12 protein-coding genes are annotated in these 11,681 nt (G+C 70.7%); 8 read left to right on the top strand and 4 right to left on the bottom strand.

Going from position 1 to position 11,681, the window contains the following annotated elements:
• Nucleotides 1–175: 175 nt before the first annotated feature.
• Nucleotides 176–1,129, top strand: coding sequence for a heme o synthase (locus ACH5A8_RS00545; RefSeq protein WP_398996445.1), 954 nt, complete (start codon nt 176–178; stop codon nt 1,127–1,129).
• Between the two features lie 119 nt (nt 1,130–1,248).
• On the top strand, nt 1,249–1,593 hold the full coding sequence (locus tag ACH5A8_RS00540; protein ID WP_398996443.1) for a hypothetical protein: 345 nt from the start codon (nt 1,249–1,251) through the stop codon (nt 1,591–1,593).
• A 483-nt stretch (nt 1,594–2,076) separates the two neighbouring features.
• Here the strand turns inward: ACH5A8_RS00540 and ACH5A8_RS00535 are convergent, their stop codons facing one another.
• From ACH5A8_RS00535 to ACH5A8_RS00520, 4 genes are read right to left on the bottom strand one after another with little or no spacing between them, the layout of a single operon-like run.
• A complete protein-coding gene (locus tag ACH5A8_RS00535; protein ID WP_398996441.1) occupies nt 2,077–3,084 on the bottom strand; it encodes a heme A synthase in 1,008 nt (335 codons plus the stop codon).
• 56 nt (nt 3,085–3,140) lie between these two features.
• Nucleotides 3,141–3,938, bottom strand: a complete 798-nt coding sequence (locus ACH5A8_RS00530) for an ABC transporter permease (RefSeq protein WP_398996440.1) — start codon at nt 3,936–3,938, stop codon at nt 3,141–3,143.
• Nucleotides 3,935–4,858 (bottom strand): ABC transporter ATP-binding protein, encoded by a 924-nt coding sequence (locus ACH5A8_RS00525; RefSeq protein WP_398996438.1) that lies wholly within the window; start codon nt 4,856–4,858, stop codon nt 3,935–3,937. The genes ACH5A8_RS00530 and ACH5A8_RS00525 overlap by 4 nt, the downstream gene beginning before the upstream one ends.
• 31 nt (nt 4,859–4,889) lie before the next feature.
• On the bottom strand, nt 4,890–5,702 hold the full coding sequence (locus ACH5A8_RS00520) for an aminoglycoside N(3)-acetyltransferase (protein ID WP_398996436.1): 813 nt from the start codon (nt 5,700–5,702) through the stop codon (nt 4,890–4,892).
• Between the two features lie 161 nt (nt 5,703–5,863).
• Here ACH5A8_RS00520 and ACH5A8_RS00515 point away from each other — a divergent pair, with 161 nt between their 5' ends.
• The 6 genes from ACH5A8_RS00515 to ACH5A8_RS00490 all read left to right on the top strand — a co-directional run bounded on the left by ACH5A8_RS00515 (nt 5,864) and on the right by ACH5A8_RS00490 (nt 11,678).
• Nucleotides 5,864–6,607, top strand: a complete 744-nt coding sequence (locus tag ACH5A8_RS00515) for a helix-turn-helix transcriptional regulator (protein ID WP_398996434.1) — start codon at nt 5,864–5,866, stop codon at nt 6,605–6,607.
• Complete coding sequence (sufB, locus tag ACH5A8_RS00510) at nt 6,604–8,025, top strand: Fe-S cluster assembly protein SufB (RefSeq protein WP_398996432.1); 1,422 nt, start codon at nt 6,604–6,606, stop codon at nt 8,023–8,025. The genes ACH5A8_RS00515 and sufB overlap by 4 nt, the downstream gene beginning before the upstream one ends.
• An 87-nt stretch (nt 8,026–8,112) precedes the next feature.
• Entirely contained in the window at nt 8,113–9,333 is a 1,221-nt protein-coding gene (sufD, locus tag ACH5A8_RS00505; protein WP_398996430.1) for a Fe-S cluster assembly protein SufD, read from the top strand.
• Entirely contained in the window at nt 9,330–9,653 is a 324-nt protein-coding gene (locus ACH5A8_RS00500; protein ID WP_398996428.1) for a non-heme iron oxygenase ferredoxin subunit, read from the top strand. Before sufD ends, ACH5A8_RS00500 begins: the two co-directional genes overlap by 4 nt.
• 7 nt (nt 9,654–9,660) lie before the next feature.
• Nucleotides 9,661–10,425 carry a Fe-S cluster assembly ATPase SufC gene (gene sufC / locus ACH5A8_RS00495; RefSeq protein WP_398996426.1) on the top strand — a complete coding sequence of 255 codons (765 nt, stop codon included), beginning with the start codon at nt 9,661–9,663 and terminating at the stop codon, nt 10,423–10,425.
• Nucleotides 10,422–11,678 (top strand): cysteine desulfurase, encoded by a 1,257-nt coding sequence (locus tag ACH5A8_RS00490; protein WP_398996424.1) that lies wholly within the window; start codon nt 10,422–10,424, stop codon nt 11,676–11,678. Before sufC ends, ACH5A8_RS00490 begins: the two co-directional genes overlap by 4 nt.
• The last annotated feature ends 3 nt before the right edge of the window (nt 11,679–11,681 follow it).

Raw genomic sequence — 11,681 nt, 5'->3', positions numbered from 1 at the left:
CACTGTTCCCAAGGTGTTCGGGCGCCCGCTTCGCGGGTCCGGCGGCGGGGGAGCGGCCAACACGACCCGACCCCCGCGAATGCCCGGGTCTGGGCAACGTCTACAGTGGCGTGGTACGCGCGAGCCTTCACCGTCGGTCCACATCGGCGGGGCTCGCTGGGAGTCTCTGTCAGGGGTGTGCGTGACGGCCGTCGAATCCCGTCCAGCGGGACTACTCGGTGCAGGCCAGAGTCCGAGCCACCGGCCGTTCGGGGCCCGTGTCAAGGCGTTCGTGGCGCTGACCAAGCCGCGGATCATCGAGCTGCTGCTGATCACCACCGTTCCGGTGATGTTCCTGGCGCAGCAGGGCGTGCCCGATCTGAAGCTGGTGCTGCTCACCTGCGTCGGCGGCTACCTCTCCGCGGGTGGCGCCAACGCGCTGAACATGTACATCGACCGCGACATCGACGCGCTGATGGACCGCACCTCGCAGCGGCCGCTGGTCACCGGAATGGTGAGCCCGCGCGAGTGCCTCGCCTTCGGCATCACGCTGGCGGTCGTCTCGACGCTGCTGTTCGGGTTCACCGTCAACTGGCTGTCCGCCTGGTTGTCGCTCGGGGCGCTCCTCTTCTATGTCGTCGTCTACACGATGATCCTCAAACGGCGTACGTCGCAGAACATCGTCTGGGGCGGGATCGCCGGCTGTCTGCCCGTGCTGATCGGCTGGTCCGCGGTCACGAACTCCATGTCGTGGGCGCCGGTCGTCCTCTTCCTGGTGATGTTCTTCTGGACGCCGCCGCACTACTGGCCGCTGTCCATGAAGGTCAAGGAGGACTACGCCCGCGTGGGCGTGCCGATGCTGCCGGTCATCGCCTCCAACAAGGTGGTCGCCCGGCAGATCGTGATCTACAGCTGGGTGATGGTGGCGGTCTCGCTGCTGCTGACCCCGCTCGGCTACACCGGCTGGTTCTACACGGTGGTGGCCCTGGCGGCGGGCGGCTTCTGGCTGTGGGAGGCGCACGGGCTGCAGAACCGGGCCAAGGCCGAGGTGACCGGCGCCAAGCTGAAGGAGATGCGGCTGTTCCACTGGTCGATCACCTATGTGTCGATCCTCTTCGTGGCCGTCGCGGTGGACCCCTTCCTCCGCTAGCCCCTGTCCGGCGGACGACGCCGCCGGCCCCTTCGAGACCTGCCGACGGGCGGGGTGCGTGGTCAATGCCACGCACCCCGCCCGTCGCCGTTGGATCTACTGCTGGGTAGCATCCAGCCATGGCAGACACGCAGCAGGTTGACCCCCAGGCCGACCCGAAGGCCGAGCGCAAGGCGGACCGCCTCGCCCGCCGCATCGGCTCGTTCTCCAAGGCCCATGGCGGGGCCGAGGGACAGGTCGCGTACATCGGGCAGCGCGGCGCCCGCATCGTCCTCGTGGGCGAGGACGGCGCCTGGGGCGACGTCGTGGCCCCCACGTACGCCATCGCCGAGCAGGCGGTGCGGAAGTCCGGGATCACCGTCCACGAGGCCTTCGACGGCGAGTTCGCGGCCAAGGTGAAGACGGGCCCCTACGAGTGGTCCCGCATGGCCGGGATCCAGTTGGGCGGCCGCAGCAACGGCTGAACGGGCCGAGGGCCGGGACGGACGGATCCGCCCCGGCGCCGGCTGCCGCACGGCAGCCGGCATCATGAAGCGGCCGCTTCGGAGCCCGGGCCGGCGGGGACGCCCGGTCGCGATGCGACCCGGCCGAGACGCTTCGCCGCGGTGCGACGCCGCGAAGACGCCCGCTCGTGGCGCGACGCGTGCCGCTGGGCCCCTGGGGCGCGGGAGATGCCCGCAGGGTGCCTGGCGCGCTGCGGGACGAGCCGGGTGACGGCACAGGCGGCTGGACGAGCCACGGGCGTAGGCCCGGCCGGCGGTCCGGATGCCCATCGACTGACGTGCACCGCGCGGACGTGCACCGGCGGCCGTGCGGGCACGAGCGGGCCGGAGGCCGCCCGAGGGCTGAGGTCGAGCCCGGGGTCGGGGCGGGGCCGCACGAGCGAGCGGGCCGGAGGCCGGCCCGGGGCCTCGAAGGCCCGGGGCGGAGCCGTCCGGCCCGGAGAACTACGCCTTGGCCAGTGCCGTCTCGGTGGACGGGCCCGGCAGGTCGGCGACCGGTGTGGGCCGCTCACGCAGCGACAGCAGCACCCGCAGCGCCCCGATCCACATCGCGCACGAGCCCAGCATGTGCGCGGCCACCATGGCCTCGGGCAGGTGCGTGAAGTACTGGACGTAGCCGATGACGCCCTGGGCGAGCAGGATCACGAACAGCTCGCGCGTCCGGTCCAGCGGCCCCTTCGGCGCGTCGACGGCCTTTAGGACGAACCACAGGGCGAAGGTCAGCGTCACCACGATCCAGGCCAGCACCGCGTGCAGCTTGGCGACCGTCTCCCAGTCCAGCGGAATGCGCTCGACCTTCGCGGAGTCGCCCGCGTGCGGGCCCGCCCCGGTCACCACCGTGCCCACCGCGATCAGCAGCACGCTCGCCACGACCAGGAACCAGACCAGTTGCTGCACCGCCTTGCCGACCAGGGGGCGCGGCTCCGCGTCGCCCTCGCGGGTGCGCTGCCACATCACCGTGGCGACCGCCATCAGCGCCGTGGTCAGCAGGAAGTGCGCCGCGACGGTGTACGGGTTCAGGCCGACGAGGACGACGATGCCGCCGAGCACCGCGTTGCCCATGACGATCCAGAACTGGGCCCAGCCCAGCCGGGTCAGGCCGCGCCGCCAGGGCTTCTCGGAGCGCGCGGCGATGATCGCCCAGCCCACGGCGGCGCACAGGACATAGGTCAGCATGCGGTTGCCGAACTCGATCACACCGTGGAAGCCCATCGCCCGCGTGGTGGTCAGCGAGTCGTCGGTGCAGGTCGGCCAGGTCGGGCAGCCGAGGCCCGAGCCGGTCAGGCGGACGGCTCCGCCGGTCACGACGATGACGACCGCCATGACGAGCGCGGCGAGGGCCGCCCGCTGGACGGTCCGCGGGTGCGGGGTCCAGCGTTCGGCGATGAAGGCGAGCGGGTTGCGCGCTGCGGATACGGCGTCGGCGCGGGTCAGCTTTGGCACGCCCCCCATGGTAGGCGTCCGCTTGTGCACGCGTTCACGAGGGTCCCGCGGGACGACGCGGCGCCCTACTCCCAGCGGAAGAACTTCCCCGCGGCCGCCAGCGCCACGACCGCCCACCCGACGAGGATCCCGAGGTCGCCCCAGGGCATGCCCGCGCCGTGCTGGAGGACGTCCCGCAGCCCGTCGGACAGGGCCGAGACGGGCAGCAGCCCGAGCACGTCCTGCGCGCCGGAGGGGAACTTGTCCAGCGGCACGATCACGCCGCCGCCGACCAGCAGCAGCAGGAAGACCAGGTTGGCCGCGGCCAGCGTGGCCTCGGCCTTGAGGGTGCCGGCCATCAGCAGGCCCAGCCCGGAGAAGGCGGCCGTGCCGACGACCAGCAGCAGGAGCACCGCGAACGGATCGCCGTGCGGCGACCAGCCGAGCGCGAAGGCGATCACGGTCAGCAGGACCACCTGGAGCACCTCGGTGACCAGCACCGACGCCGTCTTGGCGGTCATCAGCCCCCAGCGGGGCAGCGGCGAGGCGGCCAGCCGCTTCAGCACGCCGTAGCGGCGCTCGAAGCCGGTGGCGATGGCCTGCCCGGTGAACGCCGTCGACATCACGGCGAGCGCCAGGACGCCCGGCGTGAGGAAGTCCACGGACTCGCCCGTGCCGGTGTCCACGATGTCCACCGAGCTGAACAGCACCAGCAGCAGCGTGGGGATGACGACGGTGAGCAGCAGCTGCTCACCGTTGCGCAGCAGCATCTTCGTCTCCAGCGCCGCCTGCGCCGAGATCATGCGGGCCAGCGGGGCCGCACCCGGCTTCGGGGCGTACGCGCCGGTGGCGGTGCCGCTGCCGGTACCGGTGGTGAGGGTCACGAGCGCAGCTCCTTGCCGGTCAGCTCCAAGAACACGTCCTCCAAAGTGTGCCGCTCCACGGAGATACGGTCGGGCATCACCCCGTGCTGCGCGCACCAGGAGGTCACGGTCGCGAGCAGCTGCGGATCGACCTTGCCGACGACCCGGTAGGAGCCGGGGGTCAGCTCGGCGGCGGAGGAGTCGGCGGGCAGCGCCTTGAGCAGGGAGGCGACGTCCAGGCCGGGGCGGCCGGTGAAGCGCAGGGTGTTCTCCGCCCCGCCGCGGCACAGCTCCTCGGGGGAGCCCTGGACGACGACCCGGCCCGCGTCGACGATCGCCACGTCGTCGGCGAGCTGCTCGGCCTCGTCCATGTAGTGCGTGGTGAGGATCACGGAGACGCCGTCGGCGCGCAGGTCGCGCACCAGGTCCCAGGTGGCCCGGCGGGCCTGCGGGTCGAGGCCCGCGGTCGGCTCGTCGAGGAAGACCAGCTCGGGGCGGCCGACCACGGCCATGGCGAGCGCGAGGCGCTGCTGCTGGCCGCCGGAGAGCCGCCGGTAGGAGGTACGGCCGCAGCCGCCCAGCCCCAGCCGCTCGATCAGGGCGTCCACGTCCAGCGGGTGGGCGTGCAGCCTGGCGACATGCCGCAGCATCTCGTCGGCCCGCGCGCCCGAGTACACGCCCCCGGACTGGAGCATCACGCCGATCCGGGGCCGCAGCTCGGCGGACTGGCGCACCGGGTCGAGGCCCAGGACGCGCACCGTGCCGGAATCCGGCTTCCGGTACCCCTCGCAGGTCTCGACCGTCGTCGTCTTGCCGGCGCCGTTGGGACCGAGCACGGCGGTCACGCCCGCCCGGGTCACCAGATCGAGGCCGTCCACCGCGGTCTTCGTGCCGTACCGCTTCACCAAGGCCTGTACCTGGACCACGGGCTCACTTCGCATGGCTCCAGAGTCTAGGTTCGCGCCGGGCGTCTCAGGCGGCCGGGTGGGGGAAGTCGCCCTCACGGGGCCGGTGCACCGCGAGCCACCGCTGGGCGTAGGCCACCGCGTCCGCCACGGGGAACAGCCGCGCGTCGGCGGCGCCCACCCGTCCGCGGACCACCGGCCGGTCGCGTTCGAAGTCGTGCCCGAGTTCGTCGAACCGCTCGGAGCTGATGGACACCTCCGTGACGACCTCCCAGCCGTGCGGTCCGGGCCGGCCCACCTCGACGAGCGGCGCGGGTATCCGGTATTCGGCCAGGTGGAAGCTGGTGCAGGAGTCGTACCCGGAGCCCAGGAGCAGCACCCGGGCGCCCGCGGTCTCCAGCTTGGCCAGCGGGCTGCGCTCGCCGAGGCGGCAGTTCGCGGCGTGCCCCTCCATCAGCTGTCCCGCGCGCGGGCCGAGCGCCGCGAAGGAGGCGTGCGGGTGCGCGCTGCGCACGGCTCCCGGCCAGGTGCGCACGGTCTCCGGGATCACGCCGACCCCGCGCGTGGGGGTGATCTCCGGGTCGTAGACGGGCATCGCCGCGCGGATGGTCTCCCACCATTCCTCGGGCACGGGCGGCCGGCTCCACAGGGCCGGGTCGGAGAGGTCGCCGGACTGGGCGGGGACCACCAGGGTGCCGTCCGGGCCCAGGACGTCGAGCAGTGCCTGGACCACGGCGACCGGGCCGCCGCAGACCCAGCCGAGGGAGCGCAGGGAGGAGTGGACGAGGAGGCTCTCACCGGGGCGTACGCCGAGGTCGCGCAGGGCTTCGGCGATCGTGTCCCGGGTCACGAGAGGGCCGGTCGGCAGGGGTGTGGGCATGGTCCGGCAGTGTGGCGCAGGACCTCCCCGCACGCCACCGGTTTGATCGATCAAAGATCGTTTCCGCAGGTCATGTTAGGGAGACCTAAGTGATGCAGGGCACCACCCGCCTGGATCAAGGGCGCTTGTCAGTCCCCGAGGAATTACGCAACAATGGCGTTGTGAAAAACGTCGGCGAGGCTCGGGAGACCCCCACGGGGACCCCCCAGGAGGAGTTCGCGACCGGGGAGCGCTCCACGCGCAACCGGGTCGCGCGGTCCATCCTGGACCACGGCCCGTCGACCGTCGCCGAACTGGCCGGACGGCTGGGGCTCACCCAGGCGGCCGTGCGGCGCCATCTGGACGCCCTGGTGGCCGACGACGTCGTCGAGGCGCGCGAGCGGCGGGTGTACGGGGCGCGGACGCGCGGCCGGCCCGCGAAGGTCTTCGCCCTCACCGACTGCGGCCGGGACGCCTTCGACCAGTCGTACGACAAGCTCGCCACGGACGCCCTGCGCTGGATCGCCGAGCGGGAGGGCGGTCAGGAGGCGGTCGCCGCCTTCGCCCGCGCCCGCATCGCCGCCCAGGCGCGCGCGTACCGCAAGGCCATCGAGGCGGTGGGCCCCGACGAGCGCGCCGGAGCGCTGGCCAAGGCCCTGAGCGCCGACGGGTACGCTGCTACGGCGCGCAGCGCGCCCCTCCCTCACAAGGGTGAGCAGCTCTGCCAGCACCACTGCCCGGTCGCCCACGTCGCCGAACAGTTCCCGCAGCTGTGCGAGGCGGAGACGGAGATCTTCGCCGAGCTGCTGGGCACCCACGTACAGCGACTGGCGACCATCGCGCACGGCGACGGCGTCTGCACGACGTTCATCCCCCAGATTTCCACTGACGCATCTGCTAGCACGGCCGGGAGGAACCCCGCATGACTCTCCCCACGGAGACTGCCCACCCCGAACTCGAGGGCCTGGGCAAGTACGAATACGGCTGGGCCGACTCCGACGAGGCCGGCGCCTCCGCGAAGCGCGGTCTGAACGAGGAAGTCGTCCGGGACATCTCCGCCAAGAAGAACGAGCCGGAGTGGATGACCAAGCTCCGCCTCAAGGGCCTGCGGCTGTTCGAGAAGAAGCCCATGCCGAACTGGGGCTCGGACCTGTCGGGCATCGACTTCGACAACATCAAGTACTTCGTGCGCTCCACGGAGAAGCAGGCGGAGTCCTGGGAGGACCTGCCCGAGGACATCAAGAACACCTACGACAAGCTGGGCATCCCCGAGGCCGAGAAGCAGCGCCTCGTCGCCGGCGTCGCCGCCCAGTACGAGTCGGAGGTCGTCTACCACCAGATCCGCGAGGACCTGGAGGAGCAGGGCGTCATCTTCCTGGACACCGACACCGCCCTCAAGGAGCACCCGGAGCTCTTCAAGGAGTACTTCGGCACGGTCATCCCGGTCGGCGACAACAAGTTCGCCTCGCTGAACACCGCGGTGTGGTCGGGCGGCTCCTTCATCTACGTCCCGCCGGGCGTGCACGTGGAGATCCCGCTCCAGGCCTACTTCCGCATCAACACGGAGAACATGGGCCAGTTCGAGCGGACCCTGATCATCGTCGACGAGGGCGCCTACGTGCACTACGTCGAGGGCTGCACCGCGCCGATCTACAAGTCGGACTCGCTCCACTCCGCGGTCGTCGAGATCATCGTCAAGAAGAACGCCCGCTGCCGCTACACGACCATCCAGAACTGGTCGAACAACGTCTACAACCTGGTCACCAAGCGCGCCGTGGCGTACGAGGGCGCGACCATGGAGTGGATCGACGGCAACATCGGCTCCAAGGTGACGATGAAGTACCCGGCCGTCTACCTGATGGGCGAGCACGCCAAGGGCGAGACCCTGTCCATCGCCTTCGCCGGCGAGGGCCAGCACCAGGACGCCGGTTCCAAGATGGTCCACATGGCGCCGAACACCTCGTCCAACATCGTCTCCAAGTCGGTGGCGCGCGGCGGCGGCCGCACCTCCTACCGCGGCCTGGTGGAGATCGGCGAGGGCGCCCCGGGCTCCAAGTCCAACGTGCTCTGCGACGCGCTGCTCGTCGACACCATCTCCCGCTCCGACACCTACCCCTACGTGGACGTCCGCGAGGACGATGTGTCCATGGGCCACGAGGCGACCGTCTCCAAGGTCTCCGAGGACCAGCTCTTCTACCTGATGAGCCGCGGCCTGTCCGAGTTCGAGGCGATGGCGATGATCGTGCGCGGCTTCGTCGAGCCGATCGCCAAGGAACTCCCCATGGAGTACGCCCTGGAGCTCAACCGGCTGATCGAGCTGCAGATGGAAGGCGCGGTCGGCTGACGACCGCCCCCGCAAGCGGCGACGGCCCGCCCCCGTGGGCGGGCCGAGGATCACAACTGACGTAGGAAAGAGAGCAGACCGACAGCCATGGCTGAGGCTCAGAACTCCCCCAAGTCCTCGACTTCGCCCGGACAGGGGGCGCCCCCACCCGTGGGCTCGACCACCGCGGGCCAGATCGCGGTGGCCGCCGAGTCGACCGTCGCCACGCGCATGAGCGCGCCCCCCTCGTTCGACGTGGCGGACTTCCCGGTCCCGCACGGCCGTGAGGAGGAGTGGCGCTTCACCCCGCTGGAGCGGCTGCGCGGTCTGCACGACGGCACCGCGACCGCCACCGGCGGCGTGAAGGTCGACGTCCGGGCCCCCGAGGGCGTGCGCGTCGAGACCGTCGGCCGCGACGACGCCCGGCTCGGCAGGGCCGGCGCCCCGGTGGACCGCGTCGCCGCCCAGGCCTACTCGGCCTTCGAGCAGGCCTCGGTCGTGACCGTCCCCAAGGAGACCGTCCTCACCGAGCCGATCCGCATCGCCGTGCACGGCGACGGCGGCACCGCCTACGGCCACCAGGTCATCGAGCTGGAGGCCTTCGCCGAGGCCGTCGTCGTCATCGACCACACCGGTGACGCGGTGCTCGCCGCCAACGTCGACTACCTGATCGGCGACGGCGCCAAGCTGACCGTCGTCTCCGTCCAGGACTGGGACGACAAGGCCGTGCACGTCGGCCAGCACAACGCCCTGATCGGCCGCGACGCCTCCCTCAAGTCGGTCGTGGTCACCTTCGGCGGCGACCTGGTCCGGCTGCACCCGCGGGTGACGTACGCGGGCACCGGCGGCGAGGTCGAGATGTTCGGCCTGTACTTCACCGACGCGGGTCAGCACCAGGAGCACCGCCTCTTCGTCGACCACAACACCCCGCACTGCAAGTCGAACGTGGTCTACAAGGGCGCCCTCCAAGGCGACGAGGCCCACGCCGTGTGGATCGGCGACGTCCTCATCGAGGCCAAGGCCGAGGGCACCGACACCTACGAGATGAACCGCAACCTGGTCCTCACGGACGGCTCCCGGGTCGACTCCGTGCCGAACCTGGAGATCGAGACCGGCGAGATCGTCGGCGCAGGCCACGCCTCCGCCACCGGCCGCTTCGACGACGAGCAGCTCTTCTACCTGATGGCCCGCGGCATCCCGGAGCACGAGGCCCGCCGCCTCGTGGTCCGCGGCTTCTTCGCCGAGCTGGTCCAGCAGATCGGTGTCGCCGACATCGAGGAGCGCCTGCTCGCCAGGATCGAGGAGGAGCTGGAGGCGTCGGTCGCATGACCAGCACCTTCGTACGCGTCTGCGGGCTGGACGAGCTGGAGGAGGACACCCCGAAGAGGGTGGAACTCGACGGCACGCCCATCTCCGTGGTGCGCACCGAGGGCGAGGTGTTCGCCGTCCACGACATCTGCTCGCACGCGAACGTCTCGCTGTCGGAGGGCGAGGTCGACGACTGCCACATCGAGTGCTGGCTGCACGGCTCGCGCTTCGACCTCCGTTCCGGCAAGCCCGACAGTCTTCCGGCGACGCGTCCCGTCCCCGTATACCCCGTAAAGATCGAAGGGGACGACGTGCTCGTCTCCCTCTCCCAGGAGTCCTGAGGCACCCATGGCAACGCTTGAAATCCGAGACCTGCACGTCACCGTCGAGGCCGACAACGCCACGAAGGAGATCCTCAAGGGTGTCGACCTGACCGTGAAGCAGGGCGAGACGCACGCCATCATGGGCCCCAACGGCTCGGGCAAGTCGACCCTCGCCTACTCCCTCGCGGGCCACCCCAAGTACACGATCACCGGCGGCACCGTCACCCTCGACGGCGAGGACGTCCTGGAGATGTCCGTCGACGAGCGCGCCCGCGCGGGCCTGTTCCTGGCGATGCAGTACCCGGTCGAGGTCCCCGGCGTCTCGGTCTCCAACTTCCTGCGCACCTCCGCCACCGCCATCCGCGGCGAGGCCCCCAAGCTGCGCACCTGGGTGAAGGAGGTCAAGGAGACCATGGAGCGGCTCCACATGGACCCCTCCTTCGCCGAGCGCAACGTCAACGAGGGCTTCTCCGGCGGTGAGAAGAAGCGCCACGAGATCCTCCAGCTCGAACTGCTCAAGCCGAAGGTCGCGATCCTCGACGAGACGGACTCCGGCCTGGACGTCGACGCCCTGCGGATCGTCTCCGAGGGCGTGAACCGCGTCCGCGAGACCGGCGAGGTCGGCACCCTGCTGATCACGCACTACACGCGCATCCTGCGCTACATCAAGCCCGACCACGTCCACGTGTTCGCCGGCGGCCGCATCGTCGAGTCCGGCGGCCCCGAGCTCGCGGACAAGCTGGAGAACGAGGGCTACGAGGCATACGTGAAGGGTGGCGCATCCGCGTGACACAGCTGCCGGGCCTCCTCGACACCGAGGCGATCCGCAAGGACTTCCCGATCCTGGACCGCGTGGTCCACGACGGCAGGAAGCTCGTCTACCTCGACAACGCGGCGACCTCGCAGACTCCGCGCCAGGTCATCGACGTCCTCGACGAGTACTACGAGCAGCACAACGCCAACGTCCACCGGGGCGTGCACGTGCTCGCCGAGGAGGCCACGGCGCTGTACGAGGGCGCGCGCGACAAGGTCGCCGCGTTCATCAACGCGCCGAGCCGCGACGAGGTGATCTTCACCAAGAACGCCTCGGAGTCGCTCAACCTCGTGGCGAACATGCTCGGCTGGGCCGACGAGCCCTACCGGGTGGACCACGACACCGAGATCGTCATCACGGAGATGGAGCACCACTCCAACATCGTTCCCTGGCAGCTGCTCGCGCAGCGCACGGGCGCGAAGCTGAAGTGGTTCGGCCTCACCGACGACGGCCGGCTCGACCTGTCCAACCTCGACGAGGTCATCACCGAGAAGACGAAGATCGTCTCCTTCGTGCTGGTGTCCAACATCCTCGGCACCCTCAACCCGGTCGAGGCGATAGTCCGCCGCGCCCAGGAGGTCGGCGCCCTGGTCTGCGTGGACGCCTCGCAGGCCGCCCCGCACATGCCGCTGGACGTGCAGGCCCTCCAGGCCGACTTCGTGGCCTTCACCGGCCACAAGATGTGCGGCCCGACCGGCATCGGCGTGCTCTGGGGCCGCCAGGAGCTGCTGGAGGACCTGCCGCCGTTCCTCGGCGGCGGCGAGATGATCGAGACCGTCTCGATGCACTCCTCGACGTACGCCCCGGCGCCGCACAAGTTCGAGGCGGGCACGCCCCCGATCGCCCAGGCGGTCGGCCTCGGCGCGGCGATCGACTACCTCGACTCGATCGGCATGGACAAGATCCTCGCCCACGAGCACGCGCTCACCGAGTACGCGGTGAAGCGGCTGGCGGAGGTCCCCGACCTCCGGATCATCGGTCCCACCACGGCCGAGGACCGGGGCGCCGCGATCTCCTTCACGCTGGGCGACATCCACCCGCACGATGTGGGCCAGGTTCTCGACGAGCAGGGCATCGCGGTGCGGGTGGGCCACCACTGCGCACGGCCGGTCTGCCTGCGCTACGGAATTCCTGCGACCACGCGAGCGTCGTTCTATCTGTACTCCACGCCGGCCGAGATCGACGCCCTGGTCGACGGCCTGGAGCACGTACGGAACTTCTTCGGCTGACGG

It is taken from the genome of Streptomyces sp. NPDC018610, from assembly GCF_044391765.1.
In the GTDB taxonomy this organism is placed as follows: domain Bacteria; phylum Actinomycetota; class Actinomycetes; order Streptomycetales; family Streptomycetaceae; genus Streptomyces.
This window is presented reverse-complemented; position numbering and strand designations above follow the sequence as displayed.

Excerpts from the sequence above, each read along its gene's own strand:
- ACH5A8_RS00525 (WP_398996438.1), bottom strand. The coding sequence starts at position 4,858 with ATGCGAAGTGAGCCCGTGGTCCAGGTACAGGCCTTGGTGAAGCGGTAC.
- sufB (WP_398996432.1), top strand. The coding sequence starts at position 6,604 with ATGACTCTCCCCACGGAGACTGCCCACCCCGAACTCGAGGGCCTGGGC.
- sufD (WP_398996430.1), top strand. The coding sequence starts at position 8,113 with ATGGCTGAGGCTCAGAACTCCCCCAAGTCCTCGACTTCGCCCGGACAG.
- ACH5A8_RS00520 (WP_398996436.1), bottom strand. The coding sequence starts at position 5,702 with ATGCCCACACCCCTGCCGACCGGCCCTCTCGTGACCCGGGACACGATC.
- sufC (WP_398996426.1), top strand. The coding sequence starts at position 9,661 with ATGGCAACGCTTGAAATCCGAGACCTGCACGTCACCGTCGAGGCCGAC.
- ACH5A8_RS00535 (WP_398996441.1), bottom strand. The coding sequence starts at position 3,084 with ATGGGGGGCGTGCCAAAGCTGACCCGCGCCGACGCCGTATCCGCAGCG.
- ACH5A8_RS00500 (WP_398996428.1), top strand. The coding sequence starts at position 9,330 with ATGACCAGCACCTTCGTACGCGTCTGCGGGCTGGACGAGCTGGAGGAG.
- ACH5A8_RS00540 (WP_398996443.1), top strand. The coding sequence starts at position 1,249 with ATGGCAGACACGCAGCAGGTTGACCCCCAGGCCGACCCGAAGGCCGAG.